General features: G+C 74.3%; 20 protein-coding genes. 9 read left to right on the top strand and 11 right to left on the bottom strand.

Annotated elements, in window-relative coordinates; genetic code table 11:
• The first annotated feature begins 55 nt into the window (after window positions 1-55).
• Both ACIQVZ_RS24635 and ACIQVZ_RS24630 read left to right on the top strand, forming a co-directional pair.
• Window positions 56-496 (top strand): DivIVA domain-containing protein, encoded by a 441-nt coding sequence (locus ACIQVZ_RS24635; RefSeq protein WP_402452814.1) that lies wholly within the window; start codon window positions 56-58, stop codon window positions 494-496.
• Entirely contained in the window at window positions 493-1086 is a 594-nt protein-coding gene (locus tag ACIQVZ_RS24630) for a DNA-3-methyladenine glycosylase I (protein ID WP_402452812.1), read from the top strand. Before ACIQVZ_RS24635 ends, ACIQVZ_RS24630 begins: the two co-directional genes overlap by 4 nt.
• Before the next feature lie 22 nt (window positions 1087-1108).
• On the opposite strand, the gene ACIQVZ_RS24625 is transcribed toward ACIQVZ_RS24630, so the two are convergent.
• Window positions 1109-1909, bottom strand: a complete 801-nt coding sequence (locus ACIQVZ_RS24625; RefSeq protein WP_350879901.1) for an enoyl-CoA hydratase-related protein — start codon at window positions 1907-1909, stop codon at window positions 1109-1111.
• A gap of 296 nt (window positions 1910-2205) precedes the next feature.
• On the opposite strand from ACIQVZ_RS24625, the gene ACIQVZ_RS24620 reads away from it, so the two are divergent.
• The gene (locus ACIQVZ_RS24620) at window positions 2206-2373 is read left to right on the top strand and encodes a DUF3117 domain-containing protein (RefSeq protein ID WP_014137929.1); all 168 of its coding nucleotides are present in this window, start codon (window positions 2206-2208) and stop codon (window positions 2371-2373) included.
• A gap of 191 nt (window positions 2374-2564) precedes the next feature.
• Here the strand turns inward: ACIQVZ_RS24620 and ACIQVZ_RS24615 are convergent, their stop codons facing one another.
• Window positions 2565-3173 (bottom strand): class I SAM-dependent methyltransferase, encoded by a 609-nt coding sequence (locus ACIQVZ_RS24615; RefSeq protein WP_350879900.1) that lies wholly within the window; start codon window positions 3171-3173, stop codon window positions 2565-2567.
• 312 nt (window positions 3174-3485) lie between these two features.
• Between ACIQVZ_RS24615 and sigE the strand changes: the two genes are divergently transcribed.
• The 4 genes from sigE to ACIQVZ_RS24595 all read left to right on the top strand — a co-directional run bounded on the left by sigE (window position 3486) and on the right by ACIQVZ_RS24595 (window position 6750).
• On the top strand, window positions 3486-4214 hold the full coding sequence (sigE, locus tag ACIQVZ_RS24610; protein WP_371522687.1) for an RNA polymerase sigma factor SigE: 729 nt from the start codon (window positions 3486-3488) through the stop codon (window positions 4212-4214).
• The gene (locus ACIQVZ_RS24605) at window positions 4211-5257 is read left to right on the top strand and encodes a zf-HC2 domain-containing protein (protein ID WP_402452809.1); all 1047 of its coding nucleotides are present in this window, start codon (window positions 4211-4213) and stop codon (window positions 5255-5257) included. Before sigE ends, ACIQVZ_RS24605 begins: the two co-directional genes overlap by 4 nt.
• Before the next feature lie 155 nt (window positions 5258-5412).
• Window positions 5413-5850, top strand: a complete 438-nt coding sequence (locus ACIQVZ_RS24600) for a sec-independent translocase (protein ID WP_350879897.1) — start codon at window positions 5413-5415, stop codon at window positions 5848-5850.
• Between the two features lie 222 nt (window positions 5851-6072).
• Window positions 6073-6750, top strand: a complete 678-nt coding sequence (locus ACIQVZ_RS24595) for a hypothetical protein (RefSeq protein ID WP_063347930.1) — start codon at window positions 6073-6075, stop codon at window positions 6748-6750.
• Window positions 6751-6832: 82 nt separating this feature from the next.
• Here ACIQVZ_RS24595 and ACIQVZ_RS24590 read toward each other — a convergent pair whose 3' ends face one another.
• From ACIQVZ_RS24590 to ACIQVZ_RS24575, 4 genes are all read right to left on the bottom strand, one after another.
• The gene (locus ACIQVZ_RS24590; RefSeq protein ID WP_350879896.1) at window positions 6833-7993 is read right to left on the bottom strand and encodes an Mrp/NBP35 family ATP-binding protein; all 1161 of its coding nucleotides are present in this window, start codon (window positions 7991-7993) and stop codon (window positions 6833-6835) included.
• 56 nt (window positions 7994-8049) lie between these two features.
• Window positions 8050-8622: a DUF1003 domain-containing protein gene (locus ACIQVZ_RS24585; protein ID WP_402452862.1), complete on the bottom strand. Its 573-nt coding sequence runs from the start codon at window positions 8620-8622 to the stop codon at window positions 8050-8052.
• 49 nt (window positions 8623-8671) lie between these two features.
• On the bottom strand, window positions 8672-9967 hold the full coding sequence (locus ACIQVZ_RS24580) for a magnesium transporter MgtE N-terminal domain-containing protein (protein ID WP_402452807.1): 1296 nt from the start codon (window positions 9965-9967) through the stop codon (window positions 8672-8674).
• A gap of 129 nt (window positions 9968-10096) precedes the next feature.
• Window positions 10097-10636, bottom strand: a complete 540-nt coding sequence (locus tag ACIQVZ_RS24575) for a hypothetical protein (protein ID WP_350879894.1) — start codon at window positions 10634-10636, stop codon at window positions 10097-10099.
• A 215-nt stretch (window positions 10637-10851) separates the two neighbouring features.
• Between ACIQVZ_RS24575 and ACIQVZ_RS24570 the strand changes: the two genes are divergently transcribed.
• Entirely contained in the window at window positions 10852-11778 is a 927-nt protein-coding gene (locus ACIQVZ_RS24570) for a DMT family transporter (protein WP_402452804.1), read from the top strand.
• A gap of 23 nt (window positions 11779-11801) precedes the next feature.
• On the opposite strand, the gene corA is transcribed toward ACIQVZ_RS24570, so the two are convergent.
• Window positions 11802-12923 carry a magnesium/cobalt transporter CorA gene (gene corA, locus ACIQVZ_RS24565; protein WP_350879893.1) on the bottom strand — a complete coding sequence of 374 codons (1122 nt, stop codon included), beginning with the start codon at window positions 12921-12923 and terminating at the stop codon, window positions 11802-11804.
• Between the two features lie 426 nt (window positions 12924-13349).
• Between corA and ACIQVZ_RS24560 the strand changes: the two genes are divergently transcribed.
• Complete coding sequence (locus ACIQVZ_RS24560; RefSeq protein ID WP_350879892.1) at window positions 13350-13991, top strand: suppressor of fused domain protein; 642 nt, start codon at window positions 13350-13352, stop codon at window positions 13989-13991.
• 71 nt (window positions 13992-14062) lie between these two features.
• Here the strand turns inward: ACIQVZ_RS24560 and ACIQVZ_RS24555 are convergent, their stop codons facing one another.
• The 4 genes from ACIQVZ_RS24555 to ACIQVZ_RS24540 all read right to left on the bottom strand — a co-directional run bounded on the left by ACIQVZ_RS24555 (window position 14063) and on the right by ACIQVZ_RS24540 (window position 17351).
• On the bottom strand, window positions 14063-14923 hold the full coding sequence (locus tag ACIQVZ_RS24555) for a PHP domain-containing protein (RefSeq protein WP_402452802.1): 861 nt from the start codon (window positions 14921-14923) through the stop codon (window positions 14063-14065).
• Window positions 14924-14994: 71 nt separating this feature from the next.
• On the bottom strand, window positions 14995-15633 hold the full coding sequence (locus ACIQVZ_RS24550) for a DUF6758 family protein (RefSeq protein ID WP_350879890.1): 639 nt from the start codon (window positions 15631-15633) through the stop codon (window positions 14995-14997).
• Between the two features lie 311 nt (window positions 15634-15944).
• Window positions 15945-16103, bottom strand: a complete 159-nt coding sequence (locus ACIQVZ_RS24545; protein WP_159398440.1) for a hypothetical protein — start codon at window positions 16101-16103, stop codon at window positions 15945-15947.
• Between the two features lie 369 nt (window positions 16104-16472).
• Window positions 16473-17351 carry an alpha/beta fold hydrolase gene (locus tag ACIQVZ_RS24540; RefSeq protein WP_402452799.1) on the bottom strand — a complete coding sequence of 293 codons (879 nt, stop codon included), beginning with the start codon at window positions 17349-17351 and terminating at the stop codon, window positions 16473-16475.
• Window positions 17352-17355 lie beyond the last annotated feature (4 nt).

The following is a 17355-nucleotide window of genomic DNA, read 5'->3' as shown; positions in this document are numbered from 1 at the left end:
AGTTTGGTCGGGGGCACTTCGCAGCAGGCCGGCCGGGAGTTCGGGAGGACAGCTCGTGTTCTGGGTGATCGTGGTCGCCATGGCCGTGGTGGTCGGCGGCGCCGCGCTGGTGGCGCTCGGCGGGGGCGGCTCGATGCCGGAGGCGGTGCAGGACCGCCTCGCGGCCCGGCTGCCGCAGGACCGTCCGCTGAGCAAGGCGGACGTGGACGACCTGCGGCTGCCGATGGCCGTCCGCGGCTACCGGATGGACGAGGTCGACGACGTCCTGGACCGCCTCGGCGCCGAACTCGCCTACCGCGACTCGCGGATCGCCGAACTGGAGGCCGCCGGCCACCTGCGCGGCGCGGTCGAGGCGACCGACGGCCCGGACGCCGGCGCCGAACCGCTGCCCGGCCTGGAGGAGTTCGCGAAGGTGGTCGAACCGGCCGTCGCGCTCACCAAGGAGCGGCCCGAGTCGGAGCGTCCCGAGGACGCGAAGCCGGTGAACGACCGGTGACCGCCCTCGCCGAGGGCGCGGTGCTCGGCGCGGACGGCCTGCTCCGCTGCGCCTGGGGCGAGTCGACCGACGACTACCGGGCCTACCACGACACCGAGTGGGGCCGTCCGGTGCACGGCGACGACGCCCTGTTCGAGCGGGTCTGCCTGGAGGCGTTCCAGTCCGGGCTGTCCTGGCTGACCATCCTGCGCCGCCGGGAGGGCTTCCGGTCCGCGTTCGCCGGCTTCGGGATCGCCGAGGTCGCCGAGTTCGGCGAGGCGGACGTGGAGCGGCTGCTCGCCGACACCGGCATCATCCGCAACCGGGCCAAGATCCAGGCCGCCATCGCCAACGCCCGGGTCGCCCGCGACCTGGACGGCGGGCTGGACGCGCTGATCTGGCAGTTCGCCGGAGCCCCGGACCGGCCGGCCCCCCGCACGATGGGGGAGGTGCCGGCCGTCACGCCCGAGTCGACCGCGCTCGCGAAGGCCCTGAAGAAGGAGGGCTTCCGCTTCGTCGGCCCGACCACCGCCTACGCCCTGATGCAGGCCTGCGGCCTGGTCGACGACCACCTGGCGGACTGCCACGTCCGCACCGCGCGCCCGGTCTGACCGGGCGGGCGGGGCCTGGGGCCTAGCGGCCCAGGTACCGCGGCTTCTCCTTGGCGATGAAGGCGCGGACCGCGATCCGGTGGTCCTCGCTCTCCCCGGCCAGGGTCTGCAGCTCGTCCTCCTTGTCGAGCAGTTCGTCCAGCGAGTGCGAGGCGCCGTACGCCAGCGACTCCTTGATGGCGCCGTAGGCCACCGTGGGGCCCGCGGCCAGCTCCTGGGCGAAGGCCCGCGCGGTGGCGGCGAGCTCCCCGGCCGGGACCACCCTGGTGGCCAGGCCCAGCTCCAGCGCCTCGGCGGCCTTGACCGTCCGGGGCAGCATCAGCAGCTCGGTGGCCCTGGCGTGCCCGACCAGCCGGGGCAGCGTCCAGGAGGCGCCCGAGTCGGCGGTCAGGGCGATCCCGGCGAAGGCGGTGTTGAAGCCGGCCCGGTCGGAGAGGACCCGGAAGTCGCAGGCGAAGGCCAGCGAGGCGCCCGCGCCGGCCGCCACCCCGCCGACCGCGGCGACGGTCGGCTTGCGCATCCCGGCCAGCGCCCGCACCAGCGGGTTGTAGTGCTCGGCGACGGTGCGCAGCGCGCCCTCGCCGGTCTCGTCGGCCCGCTTCAGCGTCGTCAGGTGCTCGTTCAGGTCCTGCCCGACGCAGAACGCGCGCTCGCCGGCCCCGGTCAGCAGCACCGCCCGCACCGCCGGGTCCGCGGCCGCGGCGGCCACGGCGTCCCGCAGCGCGACCTTGGTCGCGACGTCCAGGGCGTTCATCGCCTCCGGGCGGTTGATGGTGATGACGGCCAGGCCGCCGTCCAGCTCGTACAGCACGGAATCGGACATGGGCGAGGGCTCCCTGTGGTCGGCTCGGTGTCGGTCGTGTGCCAGGATGCCGGAGCGGACGGCCGGGTGGGGAGTGTGAGGTATCGCACCTTTCGACGGCCCGCGCACCGCCGCCACGCCGGGGCTTATGACGGCAATTGCGGCGCTTGGGGGCGGTCCGGCCGATGTTGCACCGAGAGTGATGTTGGTCATCAGCCCGTGGCATGCGGGATAATGGCTTCCGATCAATGCGTTCGATACCGGCGGTGGACGGACTGCCGGTGCGTAGCTGAGCGGTTGCAGGAAGGGGAACGAGCATGGCGGCCATGAAGCCGCGGACGGGTGACGGCCCGCTCGAAGTCACCAAAGAGGGACGGGGCATCATCATGCGCGTTCCGCTCGAAGGCGGCGGACGCCTTGTGGTGGAGCTCACACCTGACGAGGCCGACGCCCTCGGCGAGGCCCTGAAGAAGGCCTGCGGCTGACCGCAGCGGGTGCTCGTCATCTCCTGGAGATGTGCTGCCGGGCCCGGGTACGACGTCATGTCGGCCCGGGCCCCGCGACGTTCCGGGGCCGTGCGCGCCCGGTGGCCGCGGCCCGGGCCTGCGGGGCCTCCCGCCTGACGGTCCGGTTGCCCGAGGGCCCTGCCGCTCGATGGTCCTGCCGCTTGCCGGCCCTACCGTTTGATGGCGCAGAGCAGCCCGTCCGAGACCGGCAGCAGCGCCGGCAGCAGCGCCTCGCTCTCCCGGACGTCCCGGACCAGGTCGCGCACCGCGCCCGTCTGGGGGTCCTGCAGCTCCGGCTCGGCCAGCCGGCCCTCCTGGAACACCCCCTCGAAGCAGACCATCCCGCCCGGCCGCAGCAGCCGCATCGCCTCCAGCAGGTACTCCCGGGACTCGGCCGGGTCGCCGTCGCAGAACACCAGGTCGTACTGGCCGTCGGCGAGCCGGGGCAGCACCTCCAGCGCCCGGCCCGGTATGAACCGCGAGCGGTTGGCCGCGAATCCGGCCGCGTGGTACGCCTCGCGGGCCAGCTGCTGGCGCACCGGTTCGGAGTCCACCGTGGTGAGCACGCCGTCCGGCCGCATGCCGCGCAGCAGGTAGACCCCGGAGACGCCCGTCCCGGTGCCGATCTCGGCCACCGCCTTGGCGTCCAGTGCCGCGGCCAGCAGCCGCAGGCAAGCCCCGCCGCTGGGCCCGATCGCCCGTATCCCGGTGCGCGCGGACTGCGCCCGGGCGTAGGTCAGCACCGCGTCCTCGCCGACGTAGGTGTCGGCGAGGGCCACACGCGCGGGCCCGAACTCGCTGATGGCTGCCTCTTTCGGAGCCCCGGGTTACGGCCCGGTGCCGGGGGAAGTCGATATTTCCTGGCACAGATTACTGGCCGACCGGGAACCGCGTACGGCGGCGGGCCGTTGTCACGAAGGACCGGGTACGGGAGACCTCCCGGGCACTTTTATCCGGGCTTGACGGGTGAGGTGGATATGGTGGTGGCCCTGCTGGGCAGAAGAGCCGACCGAGGAGGTGTGGCCGAGGGCGACGTCCCCGTGCGGCGGCACTCCCGCGGCACCGCGTCGGCCCGTACGCCGAAGCCCGTGATGAACCAGCCTGCGCACTCCGACCTGGACCAGCCCGCCGCCGCAACGCCGGCCGCCGGTACCACCGAGGCCCCCGCCCTCGCGACCTTCACCGAGGGCCCCGACGCGCAGACCTGGACTCCGCCCTCCTGGGAGGAGATCGTCGAGGCGCACAGCGCCCGGGTCTACCGCCTCGCGTACCGCCTGACGGGCAACCAGCACGACGCCGAGGACCTCACCCAGGAGGTCTTCGTCCGGGTGTTCCGTTCGCTGTCCACCTACACCCCCGGCACGTTCGAGGGCTGGCTGCACCGGATCACCACCAACCTGTTCCTGGACATGGTCCGCCGCCGCCAGCGCATCCGCTTCGACGCGCTCGGCGAGGACGCGGCCGAGCGGCTCGCCTCCCGCGAGCCCAGCCCGGCCCAGCACTTCAGTGACACGCACTTCGACGCCGACGTGCAGCACGCCCTGGACACCCTCGCCCCGGAGTTCCGCGCCGCCGTGGTGCTTTGCGACATCGAGGGACTGTCCTACGAGGAGATCGCCGCCACGCTGGGCGTCAAGCTCGGCACCGTCCGCAGCCGCATCCACCGCGGCCGCTCGCACCTGCGCGCCGCGCTCAAGCACCGTGCCCCCGGCTCGGCCCCCGGGCGCGAGCGCCGCGGCGGCTCGGAGGAGCCGGTGCCGGTCGGCGCCGCCGTCGAGGGCGCGCTCGCGCCGGGTGCGCGCGGACGGAGGCGATCGTGAGCGGAACCGGCCGGTCCGGGCCGGGCCAGTCGGACCCGTCCGGCCGGTCCGCGGCCAGGCGGGGCTGGGCCCTGCCCGGCCGCCGTGGCGGCGACGAACCGGGCGAGCCCGTCCTGCCCGCGCTGCCGCTGCCGGGCGAGACGGCGCTGCGCGCGGTGCCGGTGCGCCCCGCCGAGCCGGCCGCCGAGGAGCACCACCTCGGTGAGCGCCTCTCCGCGTTCCTGGACGGCGAGCTCGGCCACGACTCGCGCGATCGCGTCCAGGCCCACCTGGCGACCTGCCCGCAGTGCCTCGCCGAGGTCGACGCGGGCCGGGCCGTCAAGCACCTGCTGACCCGCACCGGCACCCCCGGCCCGTCCTCCGGCCTGATGGCCCGGCTGATGGCCGTCGGAGGCCTTCCCGAGGACGATCCGGCGGACGCCGACTGGCCCGTCCGCCGCGGCAGCCGCGGTGACGACGACGACCTGCCCGGCGGCGGGGTCGCGGCCGGCGGCACGCTCGGCGGCAGCCGGCTCACCGGCGGCTCCTTCGGCCGCGGCGCCGGCGCCTCCTTCGGCGCGGGCGCGCTCGGCGCCGACACCCCGGTGCCCGGGGTCGACCCGCGGGCGTTCGGGCGCGGCGGCGCGGTGCTGCGGCCCCTGATGGGTCGGCGCAACGACCGCCCCGAGGCCGCGGCCCGCCCCGAGGCCGCGGCCCGCCCCGAGAGCACCGTCCGGCCCCGCCCGGCCGCCGCCGTACGCTCCGCCGCGCCGCGCGGGCGCCGCTTCGTGTTCGCCGCCGCGGGCGCCTTCTCGGTCGCCGCGGTCACGCTCGGCGGGGTCGGCGGCCTCAGCGCGCAGAGCGAGGACCAGCACGGCAACCCGGTCAGCACGGTCGGCAACAGCGGCGGCACGGGCCGCAACGGGGGCCTGGTCCCGATGACCGCGCAGATCCCGGTGGACTTCCCGGCCCACCCCGTCGCCGCGACCCGCGACGCGACGCCGCCGCCGGCCGCGGAGCGCAACTCGGACGGCCTGCCCGCACTGCGCCAGCAGACCCGCTAGGCCCTGTCCCGTTCCCAGAGCGCCGCTCGCGCCCCGGTCGCGACGACCTCGGCCATCGGCAGGTCTTTACCACGGCTTCATCGCAGCGTGGACCATGGACCCGCCGATGGCCATTACCCTGTAGGGACCGTCGTCCGGCGAGCTAGGGAGCTTAGGTGTTCAGCGATGTAGGCGGGCTGGAGATCCTGACCCTGGCCGTGATGGCGATCATCATCTTCGGCCCGGACAAGCTGCCGAAGCTGATCCAGGACACCATGGGCTTCATCCGGAAGATCCGTTCCTTCGCCGACAACGCGAAGGAGGACATCCGCAGCGAGCTGGGCCCCGAGTTCAAGGACTTCGAGTTCGAGGACCTGAACCCCAAGACCTTCGTCCGCAAGCAGCTCATGGGCGGCGAAGAGGACCCGCTGGGCCTCAAGGAGATGAAGGACTCGCTCGACATCCGCTCCGTCCTGGACGACAAGCCGGCGGCGCCGGTGAACGGCCGCAGCGGCAGCGTGAGCTTCGAGAAGGCCGCCACCCCGGTGGCGGCCTCCACCGGGGCGCCGTTGCAGCCCGGCGAGCGGCCCCCGTTCGACCCCGACGCGACCTGACCGACCCCCGGTCACGCCCCGTACGACCACGCCACCGCCCCGCCCGGCCGCCCGGCTGAGCGGGGCGGCGGCGTGTGCGCCGCTATTGTGCTGATTGTTCCCGCTGAGCCGTCCGTCACATTCCGCGCTGTCGCGGACCAGGAACGGCTCCCGGGAACGCCGCGGTACGCCACGATGGGAGCGCGCCACGGCAGGCAAACGTGTGTTTGAGGAGGCCCGGGGATGGACGCGACGAGTCAGGCGGTGGGGACGACGGCCACGGCCGGCGGCCCGGTGGTCGGCGGGCAGGCCGGCCCGGCGGACCCGCTGGTGCCCTACCTGTCCGCCGACTTCCCCTGGTACGGCCTGGACGACGGCTGGACCGGCCGCCGCTACCTGATGCAGGCCGGCGCCGGAGGCCCCCGTGCCGGGGCGCCCGGCAGCGTCGACTACGGCAGCCTCGGCCACGGCGAGGAGCCGGCCAGGCAGTACGAGCCGCGCGACATGCGCAGGTTCGCGGTCGTGGTCACGGTGGCCCGCCGGGACAGCCGCCGCAGCGCCGACAACACCGGCACCCTGGAGGCGACCTCCGCCTCCTCCGCCGCCTGGCTGGCCGGTTCGGGCCTGCTCGCCTCGACCTGGCCCGGCCAGCTCGACCGCGCGCTGCGCCAGGACTGGCTGGACCAGCAGAGCACCCTCGCGTGGGACCTCGCCGACGACCTGGCCGGCCCCGGCTGGTCCACCCTCAGCCTCCCGGTGAACGGCCTGCCGCAGCCCTTCCGCTACCGCGAGTCCGAGTACGGCTGGGTGCTCGCCGGCGAGGCCCCCGGCGTCCTGCTCGGCGCCTACGGCCGCGGCGTCAGCGCCTACGGCGCCGGCTTCGCCACCGCCCCCGACCTGACCGCCTACACCCGCCCGTAGGGCGCGAGGGCGGGCGCGACGGCGCCGGGTACGCCGAAGGGGCCGGGTGGTCGAACCACCCGGCCCCTTCGGCGAGGCGTCGTCAGAACTTGTTCTTCGGGGTCAGCCCGAGGGAGAGCCCGGAGAGGCCGCGCTGGCGGCCGCCGAGCTTGCCGGCGACGGCGCGCAGGGCGGCGCCGGCCGGGGAGTCGGGAGCGGCGAGCACGACCGGGCGGCCGTCGTCGCCGCCCTCGCGCAGGCGCACGTCGATCGGGATCGAGCCGAGCACCGGGACGGTCGCGCCGACGGTGCGGGTGAGCGCGTCCGCGACGGTCTGGCCGCCGCCGGTGCCGAAGACGTCGATCATCTCGTCGCAGTGCGGGCACGGCATGCCGGACATGTTCTCGATCACGCCGACGATCTTCTGGTGGGTCTGCACCGCGATGGTGCCGGCCCGCTCGGCCACCTCGGCGGCGGCCATCTGCGGGGTGGTGACGATCAGGATCTCCGCGTTGGGGACCAGCTGGGCCACCGAGATCGCGATGTCGCCGGTGCCGGGCGGCAGGTCCAGCAGCAGGACGTCCAGGTCGCCCCAGTAGACGTCGGCGAGGAACTGCTGGAGCGCGCGGTGCAGCATCGGGCCGCGCCAGACCACCGGGGCGTTGCCCGGGGTGAACATGCCGATCGAGATGACCTTCACGCCGTGCGACTGCGGCGGCATGATCATGTCCTGGACCTGGGTGGGCCGGCCCTCGACGCCGAGCATGCGGGGCACGCTGTGGCCGTAGATGTCGGCGTCCACGACGGCGACCTTCAGGCCGTCGGCGGCCATCGCGGCGGCCAGGTTGACCGTGACCGAGGACTTGCCGACGCCGCCCTTGCCGGAGGCGACGGCGTAGACCCGGGTCAGCGTGCCCGGCTTGGCGAACGGGATCTCCCGCTCGGGGGCGCCGCCGCGCAGCAGCTGGGAGAGCTCCTTGCGCTGCTCGTCGCTCATCACGTCGAGCTCGACCTCGACGCCGGTCACACCGGGCACGCGGCCGACCGCTTCGCTGACCCGGGTGACGATGGTGTCGCGCATCGGGCAGCCGGAGACGGTCAGGTAGACCGCGACGCGCACCGCGCCGCCCTCGGCGATCTCGACCGATTTCACCATGCCGATCTCGGTGATCGGGCGGTTGATCTCCGGGTCGTTGACGGTCGCCAGCGCCTGGCGTACGGACTCCTCCGTGACGCCGGCCGCGACCTCTGTCTCGTTGGCCATGCCTTGATGGTACGGCGCTCAGGGGATCCCCTAACCCGCCGGTAGCGTGCCGCCGGTCACAGGGTCTCGGAGGGCTCCCGGCGGTCCTCGATCTCCTTGAGGAGGGACTGGAGTTCGGAGCGGATGAAGTCCCGGGTGGCGACCTCGCCGAGCCCGTGCCGCAGTGCCGCGACCTCGCGGGTCAGGTACTCGGTGTCCGCGATGTTGCGGTCGCTGCGGGCCCGGTCCTGCTCCATGTTGACCCGGTCCCGGTTGTCCTGGCGGTTCTGCGCGAGCAGGATCAGCGGGGCCGCGTAGGAGGCCTGGAGCGACAGCACCAGGGTGAGGAAGATGAAGGGGTAGCTGTCGAAGCGCACGTTCTCCGGCAGCAGGGTGTTCCAGGCCACCCAGATGATGATCACCACCGTCATCCAGACGATGAAGCGGCCGGTGCCCAGGAACCGCGCGATCCGTTCGGAGAGCTTGCCGAACGCCTCCGGGTCGTAGGCGGGCAGCGAGATCAGCCCGGGCCGGGCGGTGCGGGGCTGGTCGAGCCGGGTGCGGGCCGGGCCGGCCACGGAGATCTCGGCGCGCCGCTCCCGGCCGCCCTCGCGGCCGCGCAGTTCGCGCAGCTGGCGCAGTTCCCGCAGTTCGCTCTGGAGGCGTTGGCGGGGGGACTCGTCCCGCCGCCCCTTGCGGTCAGCGTCCACCGTGCACCTCTTCCCTCGTGCCGTCCGTGTCGTCGTGGCCGTGCAGGGCGGACTCGCGCCAGTCCTCCGGCAGCAGGTGGTCGAGCACGTCGTCGACGGTCACCGCGCCGAGCAGGTGGTCGGCCTCGTCGACGACCGGCGCGGACACCAGGTTGTAGGTCGCCAGGTAGCTGGTGATCAGCGACAGCGGGGTGTCCGGCGGCAGCGGGTCCAGGTCGTCGTCGACCAGCGAGCCGACCAGCACGTACGGCGGCTCGCGCAGCAGCCGCTGGAAGTGCACGGTGCCCAGGTACTTGCCGGTCGGGGTCTCGTTCGGCGGGCGGCAGACGTACACCTGCGCGGCGAGCGCGGGCTTGTGGTCGGAGACCCGGATGCGGGCGAGCGCCTCGGCCACGGTCGCGTCCGGCTCCAGTACGACCGGCTCGGTGGTCATCAGACCGCCGGCGGTGTTCTCCTCGTACGACAGCAGGCGGCGGACGGGCTCGGCCTCGTCCGGCTCCATCAGCTGGAGCAGCCGCTCGGCCTCGTCGCCGGGCAGTTCGGAGAGCAGGTCGGCGGCGTCGTCCGGGTCCATCGCCTCCAGGACGTCGGCGGCGCGTTCGTCCTTGAGCTTGCCGATGATCTCGACCTGGTCGTCCTCGGGCAGCTCCTCCAGGACGTCGGCGAGCCGCTCGTCGTCGAGCGCGGCGGCCACCTCGGCGCGGCGCTTGGCGGACAGGTGGTGCATGACGCTGGCGAGGTCGGCGGCGCGCAGCTGGTCGAAGGTGGCGAGCAGGTTGGCGGCGCCCTGGTCCTGCTCGGGCAGCGTGAAGCCGGTGACGTCCTGCCAGTCCAGCGTGAGCCGCTCGCCCTTGCCCTTGCGCAGCCGGCCGGCCCGGCCGATCTGGACGAAGACCTTGCTGATCTCCCACTCGCGCAACCGGGTCTGCACCATCCCGACGTCCAGCACGGTGACGTCCTCACCGGTCTTGGACCAGGTGACGGTGCGGTCCAGCAGTTCGGCGAGCACCAGGGTCTCGGACGGGCGCTGCTCGAAGCGCCGCAGGTTGATCACGCCGGTGGCGAGCACCTGGCCGGACTCCAGGCTGGTCACCCGGGTCATCGGCAGGAAGATCCGGCGCCGGCCGACCACCTCGACCACCAGGCCCAGGACCCGCGGCGGGCGGCCGCTCAGCCGCAGCGAGACGACGACGTCACGGACCCGGCCGACCTGGTCGCCGTTCGGATCGAAGACGGCGAGGGCGGAGAGGTGGGAGATGAAGACCCGGGTGCCTGGCCCTGCCATGAACTCCCTCGACTCGTTCGATGCCGTGCCGGGTACGCCGGGGCGCACCTGCGGGCAAGGCTACCCGCGTGTCGCGAGCCCAGCCCGACGAGGCACGGTACACAGCCGAGGAGTCCCGGGCGTGAATCTTTAGCGGCGCTTGAACAGCAGTTTGGGCAGGCCGGCCGGGACGGGGCGGCGGGTGGTGGCCGCGGTGGGCATCGGCTGGGCGGCGTGCGAGGCGTCCGGCATCGCGCCCGGACGCTCGGTCAGCGCACCGGCGGGCTCCAGGCGCAGCACCCGGCACTCGCGGGCCCAGCGGTCGGTGATGGTGTCGGTGTCGGGCGCGTTCAGCCGCTTGCCCTTGAGCTCCTCGACGGCGCCCAGCCAGGCCTCGCCGCCGGGGGCCAGCTCGGAGACCCGGGCGCTCCAGCCGGTCAGCCGGCCGCCCTTGTCCTTGCTGCGGACGGTCACCACCGCGCCGGATCCGGCGGTCAGGCCGTGCAGCGGCTGCTCGCCGCCCTCGCCGACCACCACCACGGCGCCGTCGTGCCAGGCGTGCCAGAGCGGGCGGGCCTGTTCCTGGCCGTCCGCGCGGACCCAGAGGAGGCCGGACTTCTTCGCGGCCTCCTCCAGCAGGGCCTGGTCGAGGAAGTCGTCGGCGGTCGCGGCGGCGGGCGTACGGTCCATGGCGCCCAGCGTACGACCTCCGCCGTCCACGAGTTGTCTCAGCCGTCGGGCGACAGTTCCATCGGCTTTCCACGGGCCTTACCGTAGGAGCGCCCAGCCCAGCCCAGCCCCAGCCCAGCCCAGCCCCAGCCCAGCCCCGGCCCGGTTCAGCCCGGCCCCCGCCCTGCCTCACCCCCCCGCCTCGCCCCAGCCCACGTGACCAGCAGAGGAGCGCCGTGCCCGCCGCCCGGCCCGCGACCGCCCCCGCACCAGCCGCCACCGCCACCGAGCCGGCGCACCCGCTCCCCACCGCCGACCTGCTGCTGCTCGCCGTCTCCATCGCCGGCATCTCGCTGTCCGGCCCGCTGATCAGCGCCACCGCCGCGCCCGCGCTGGCGATCGCGTTCTGGCGCAACGTCATGTCGGTCGGCGTCCTCGGCCCGTACGCGCTGCTGCGCCACCGCGCCGAACTGCGCGGGATCGGCCGGCGGGCGCTGCTGCTCGCGATCGCGGCGGGCGCGCTGCTCGCCGTGCACTTCGCGCTCTGGATGCCCAGCCTGCGGATGACCTCGGTGGCCTCGGCGACCGCCCTGGTCACCACCACCCCGCTGTGGACCATCCTGCTGATGCGCCTGCTCGGCGTGCGCGCCCCCCGGATGGTCTGGCTCGGCACGGGCGTCGCCTTCGCCGGCGTGCTGGTGCTGACCGGCGTCGACCTCTCGCTCTCCCCGCGCGCGCTGCTCGGCGACGCGCTCGCCCTCGGCGCGGGCCTGGCCGCCGCCGGGTACGTGCTGCTGGGTGCGGAGGTCCGCAAGACCGTCAGCACCACCGCGTACACGTTGGTCTGCTACGCCACCACGGCGGCGGGCCTGCTGGCGATCTGCCTGGTCGCCGGGACGCCGCTGGCCGGCTGGCCGGCCGGGGTGTGGTGGCAGATCGTGCTGCTGATGGTCGCCGCCCAGCTGCTCGGCCACTCGCTGAGCAACCGCGTGGTGCGCACCCTCGGCCCGTCGATCACCTCCACCGCGATCCTGCTGGAGACCCCGGGCGCGGCCCTGATCGCCGCCCTCTGGCTCGGCCAGTGGCCCCCGGCGGCGGCGTATCCGGCGGTGGTGCTGATCCTGGTGGGCCTGGTCCTGGTCGCCCGCGGCGGTCGGCGGTAGCGGCCGGCGGGCGCCGCGGGCGACTACAGCCAGCCGTTGCGGCGGAAGCCCCGGTACATCCCGACGCAGATCAGCATGATGGCGCCGAGCACCATCGGGTAGCCGTACTTGTGGTGCAGTTCGGGCATGTACTCGAAGTTCATGCCGTACACGCCGGTGATCATGGTGGGCACGGCGAAGATCGCCGCCCAGGCGGTGATCTTGCGCATGTCCTCGTTCTGCGCCACCGAGACCTGCGCCAGATTGGCCTGGAGCAGCGAGTTCAGCAGTTCGTCGAAGCCGTGCACCTGCTCGGTGACCCGGGCCAGGTGGTCGGCGACATCCCGGAAGTACTTCTGGATGTCCGGGTCGACGAGGCGCTGCAGCGGCTCGGACAGCTGCTGCATCGGGCGCAGCAGCGGCACCACGGCTCGCTTGAACTCCAGGACCTCGCGCTTGAGTTGGTACACCCGGCCGACGTCGGCGCTGCGCCCGCCCTTGGCCGAGAAGACGCCGTACTCGATCTCGTCCACGTCGTTCTGCAACCGCTCGGAGACCAGCAGGTAGTTGTCCACGACGTGGTCGGCGATCGCGTGCAGCACCGCGGACGGGCCCTTGGCGAGCAGCCCGGACTCGTCCGCGTCGGCCTCCAGCCGGTGCCGCAGCTCCTGCAGCGAGCCGTGGCCGCCGTGCCGGACGGTGATCACGAAGTCGCGACCGGCGAAGACCATCAACTCGCCGGTCTCCACCACCTCGCTGGTCGGGGTGAGCTGGTCGTGCTCGACGTAGCGGATGGTCTTGAAGACGGCGAACAGCACGTCGTCGTAGCGCTCGACCTTGGGCCGCTGGTGCGCGTGCACCGCGTCCTCGACCGCGAGCGGGTGCAGGCCGAAGCGCTGGGCGATGCCCTCGAACTCGGCCTCGGTCGGCTCGTGCAGCCCGATCCAGCTGAACGAGCCGTCCCCGTCCGGGAGTTGGTGTGCGGCCTTGATTCGGCGGGCGGCCTCGCGGGGGCTGCAGGTCTCGCCGTGGCGCTTGCCGTGCTGGTACACCGCGCAGTCGACGACCGCCGAGCCGGCGCCCGCCGGGACGGCGTCGTACGCGCCGACCGCGGAGCGGCGGCGGTTGGTGCGGACGGCGGCGCGCAGGCTGTTGATCATCGACATGGCAGGCTCCCTGGAACAGGAGCCGCCGCACAGCGGCGTCAGGGCCCCCCGGTCGGAAGGCGGGGGAGGAGCGGGCGGCCGTGGTGCGACGGCGAAGAACACCGGTGAAGGGGGGTGAGGGTGCTCTCCCGGCCGGTTCGTCCGCGTCCGGCCTGCCCGGGCTACCTCGGCTGGATCAGCCGGTTCAGCCTGCGTGGCGAGGGGTGCGGGGAAGTCGGGGCCGGGTAGAGCTGCCGGTACTGCATGGTCGGCCGGTATCCACCGCAACCACCTCCTTCGTGCCGCTGCCCCGGGAACCTGAGGATTCCCGGTGGCCAGTCGCTCACCCTAACATCTGACCGACCATCGGCGCCCCGGGCTTTCCCGAGGCTTTGCCCGGGCCTCCCGCACACGGCCGGCCCGCCCCCGGGGGTTACGCTCACCGGCATGGCGCACGACTTCCCGCTCTTCGGCGAACCCCACGGCGGCAGCTCCCCGGCGCTCTCCCGGGAGGCGGTGCTGGCCGCCGTCGAGGCCCGGCTGATCACCACCTTCGGCGAGCCGAGCGGACGCGCCGCGGTCACCTTCCTCGGCACCGACCGGATCGAGGTGCTGCGCTTCGGCCCGGACGCCGACGGCCTGGTCCGGTACGCGACGCTCGGCATGTCCGCCGCGCCGATGGCCGACCCGACCGCGCCGGTGGCCGACCAACTGCGCGGCCCGCGCGCCGAACTGGTGCTGACCGTCCGCGGCGGGCGCGACAGCGTGCTGCGCAGCCTGGCCACCCTGGCCGCGACCCCGCAGGTCGAGGGACTGGTGGTGGCCCCCGGCGGCTCGCTGGACCTCGGCGCCCCGCTGTGGGACGGCGCGCCGTTCACCTCGGTGCTGGCCGCCGAGCCGGGCGGTCTGGTGCCGGACCTGGAGCTGGACGAGCCGGCCGACCCGGTCCGTTTCCTGCCGCTGCTGCCGATGACGCCCAACGAGGCCGGCTGGAAGCGGGTGCACGGCGCGGCCGCGCTCCAGGAGCGCTGGCTGGACCAGGGCGCCGACCTGCGCGACCCGGACCGCCGTGGCGTCCGGCTGGACTGACCGGGGCTCAGGTCACGGGCCTCCGTCCTGGCCCCGCGCTCCCGCCGCGCCCCCGCACCCCGGCGCGGCCCTCAGCCGCCGATCGGCTTCGCGCCGGTGGCCTGCGCCAGCAGCGCCTCGTACACCGCGGGATCGGTCGTGTGCTCGCCGAGCCGGACGGTCTTGCGGCTGCCGTGGTAGTCGCTGGAGCCGGTGACCAGCAGCCCCAGCTCGCCGGCCAGGCCGCGCAGCCGCACCCTGGTCTCCTCGTCGTGGTCGGTGTGGTCGACCTCCAGCGCCGCCAGCCCGGCCGTCGCGAGGTCGGCGATCACCTGGTCCGGGACGGTCCGCCCGCGCTTGACCGCGCCGGGGTGGGCGAACACCGGCACCCCGCCGGCCGCCCGGACCAGCCGGACCGCCTCGATCGGGTCGGTCTCGTGCTTGCGGACGTCCGCCCGGGCGCCGTTGGCCAGCCACTCGGCGGTGAAGGCGTCCGAGACGGTGGCCACGACGCCCGCCTCGACCAGCGCGCTGGCGATGTGCGGGCGACCGACCGAGCCGGCCCCGGCGATCCGCTGCACCTGCTCCCAGCTGATGTCCGCGCCGAGTTCGCGGCAGCGCTCGACGATCGCCCGCCCGCGCCGGAACCGGTCGGTGCGCACCAGCTCCCGCTCGCGCGCGAACTCCGGCTCCTCCGGGTCGAACAGGTACGCCAGCAGGTGCATGCTGACGCCGCCCACCACGCAGGACAGCTCGGCGCCCGGGACGACGGTCAGCCGGCTGCCGTCCGGCAGCGCGCGCACCGCCCGGGCGGCCTCGGCGTGGCCCGCGACGGTGTCGTGGTCGGTGAGCGCCACGACGTCAAGGCCCGCGGCCACGGCCGCCGCGACCAGCTCGGCCGGGCTGTCGGTGCCGTCGGAGGCGTTGCTGTGGGCGTGCAGGTCGATGCGCACGGGGCGGACTCCTGGGGGCTCGGGGTGCCGCCCAGGATAGGACAGGGCGCCGGGCCCCGGCCGGACAGGACCTATCCCAGCAGGCGGGGGGAGAGGGCCCCGCAGGGGAGCAGGTCCAGTTCGGCGCCGGCCTCGCGCAGGTCGGTGAGGACGAGTTCGTCGTACATCACCAGGGCCGACTGCTCGGGCCAGGCGACCGCCCAGAGCCAGAGACCGCGGGCCTCGCCGACGAACACCGCGCGGTCGGCCGGGGCGTCCGGGACGTGGAACATCGGGGTGGGCCGGCCGGCGGCCAGCAGTTTGGCGTCGGCGGGCTTGTAGAGGCCGACGGAGTCGCCCGGATCGGGCCCGGGCATCCCGGCGTAGCGGGCGCCGAGACCGACCCCCAGCTCCTCGGCGACGAGCACCAGCTCGCCGAAGCCGCCGAGCGGGGCCGGCCCGGAGCAGGCGACGGCGGTGGCCCGGGCGCCGGAGACGTCGTCGCCGACGTGGGCGATGCCGGTGTAGAGCCAGCCGACCGGGAGCGGCCAGGGCAGCCAGACGGGGACCTGCGAGCGGGCGACGGCTACGCCCAGGGCTTCGACGCTCGGTGGCAGCACGGGCTGCATCGGGTGCACGGCTCCGTGCCGGTCGCACTGCCAGGTGTCTGAGAACAGACCGGGGGCGCGGACCCGACCGGCGCACCTCGGGCAGCTTGGCTCGCCCCTCATAGGCGACAACGCTCCTCCCTCCGGACCGCCGCGTCAAGGACGATCACCCGTACGGAGGGCTCGGCGGCACCTGTCGGTGGCGGGGCCCGTTCTGCGCGGGGTGGGGCGGCGCGGCACGGGCGGTTCCCGTTGGGGGATGTCCCGTCGCGGGCGGCGGCAAACGTCTACGGGCGCAGGGCCCGGACGCACTGACGCCCCGTCATCGGCGATCGCGGTGACAGGGCGTCAGTCGGGTATCGGAACGTCCGGATCGGACGCTCCCGGCTCGTCGGCGGCGGGTGAGGGCTCCCGGTCGGAGGCGCCGCGCGTGGTCAGACGGTCGGGCACGGGCGGATGAGCAGGCGCTCACCGGTGCGGGCGGCGGCCTGGACGAACTCGCGGACGGTCTCGGCGTCGGCTATCAGGCGGTCGGCGGCGGAGCCGTTGGCGTCGTCCAGTCGGACGATCTCGAAGCGCATGGTCTTCGTCATGGGCGTCTCCTCTTCTTGCCCCGTCGGTCGGGGCGATTGCGGCTGAGTGGGTACCAGCCCTTTCGGGGTCCTGCGGGTCCGGCGGTGCGGCCGGATCGATCGGGTCGTACGTGCGGCGGTCTGCTGCGGCAAGGGCTCCCCCTGCTTGCCTGGTGCGTCTGGTGCCTCGTGAACCACGGTGACGTGGTGGTGCTTCCGGGCCGTTGCCCGACCGTGAAGTCCAGGTTTCGGCTGATTCGCGCCGACGCGGGGGCCGGCGATGATTCCCGGACAGAATCAAAGATTACCGTAACTAACGACTTTTGTCCTGTGTTGAGGACGGTCGAACTTCGGGAAGTGGTTCAGACCACTCTCCGGGACCGGTCCGGTTCAGGCCCAGAACGCGGCCAGTGCCTCGGCCGTGGCGGCCGGGCGTTCGGCGTTGGGGGAGTGGCCGGCGTCCTCGACGACCACCCGGCGGGCCCCCAGGCGCTCCGCCATCCCGGTCTGCTCCGGCACCGGCCAGGCGTAGTCCCGCACCCCGGACAGCACCAGCACCGGCAGGTCGGCGGTGGCGGTGGCCAGCTCCGCCACCCGGTCCGGCGCGGCGACCAGATGGCCACCGGTGACGCCCAGCGACAGCGGCACGTTGGCCAGCCAGCGGCGGTGCAGGAACTCCGCGACGGCCGGCTCCGGGCGCTGCTTCTGGTCCCCGCTGCCCTCCTCCATCTGCCGCATGACCTGCCAGATCTCCTCCAGGCTCATGACCGGCAGCACGTCCAGCAGCAACTGGGTACGGGCCGCCTCGGCCGGGTCGATCGCGCCCGGGCCGGTGGACATCAGGGTCAGCGAGCGCCACGGCGACGGGCCGTCCGAGGCCGCGGCCAGCACGGCCTCCCGGACCACCTGGCCGCCGAAGGAGTGCCCCAGCAGGTGCGGCGGCCCGCCGCCGTCGGCGGCCACGGCCTCGGTGAGCGCCCGGACGTCCGCGCCCAGCGCCTCGACGGCGTACGCGGCCGGGTCGTCCGGGCCGCCGGTCTCGTACTGGCCGCGCTGGTCGACGGCGGTCACCCGGTAGCCGGCCGCCGCCAGCGGCTCCAGCAGGGCGATGAAGTCCTCCTTGCTGCCGGTGAAGCCCGGCACCAGCAGCGCCGAGCCGCGCGCCGGCCCGTCCGGCTCGGCCCGCAGCGCGGCGAACCCGCCGCGGCTGGTCGACAGCCGCAGCGCGCGGGCGCAGCGGGGAAGGGTGAGGAACGGCGGCGTGCTCATGGGC

The sequence above is a fragment of the Kitasatospora sp. NPDC098663 genome (assembly GCF_044760075.1).
Classification (GTDB): domain Bacteria; phylum Actinomycetota; class Actinomycetes; order Streptomycetales; family Streptomycetaceae; genus Kitasatospora.
The sequence above is the reverse complement of the archived record's forward strand: the minus strand, read 5'-3'. Positions and strand labels throughout refer to the sequence as shown.

Coding starts and splice junctions, on each gene's coding strand:
- ACIQVZ_RS24590 (WP_350879896.1), bottom strand. CDS start 7,993: ATGGCCAACGAGACAGAGGTCGCGGCCGGCGTCACGGAGGAGTCCGTA.
- ACIQVZ_RS24540 (WP_402452799.1), bottom strand. CDS start 17,351: ATGAGCACGCCGCCGTTCCTCACCCTTCCCCGCTGCGCCCGCGCGCTG.
- ACIQVZ_RS24560 (WP_350879892.1), top strand. CDS start 13,350: ATGGCGCACGACTTCCCGCTCTTCGGCGAACCCCACGGCGGCAGCTCC.
- ACIQVZ_RS24625 (WP_350879901.1), bottom strand. CDS start 1,909: ATGTCCGATTCCGTGCTGTACGAGCTGGACGGCGGCCTGGCCGTCATC.
- ACIQVZ_RS24620 (WP_014137929.1), top strand. CDS start 2,206: ATGGCGGCCATGAAGCCGCGGACGGGTGACGGCCCGCTCGAAGTCACC.
- ACIQVZ_RS24595 (WP_063347930.1), top strand. CDS start 6,073: ATGGACGCGACGAGTCAGGCGGTGGGGACGACGGCCACGGCCGGCGGC.
- ACIQVZ_RS24545 (WP_159398440.1), bottom strand. CDS start 16,103: ATGACGAAGACCATGCGCTTCGAGATCGTCCGACTGGACGACGCCAAC.
- ACIQVZ_RS24580 (WP_402452807.1), bottom strand. CDS start 9,967: ATGGCAGGGCCAGGCACCCGGGTCTTCATCTCCCACCTCTCCGCCCTC.
- ACIQVZ_RS24550 (WP_350879890.1), bottom strand. CDS start 15,633: ATGAGGGGCGAGCCAAGCTGCCCGAGGTGCGCCGGTCGGGTCCGCGCC.
- ACIQVZ_RS24575 (WP_350879894.1), bottom strand. CDS start 10,636: ATGGACCGTACGCCCGCCGCCGCGACCGCCGACGACTTCCTCGACCAG.
- sigE (WP_371522687.1), top strand. CDS start 3,486: ATGAACCAGCCTGCGCACTCCGACCTGGACCAGCCCGCCGCCGCAACG.
- corA (WP_350879893.1), bottom strand. CDS start 12,923: ATGTCGATGATCAACAGCCTGCGCGCCGCCGTCCGCACCAACCGCCGC.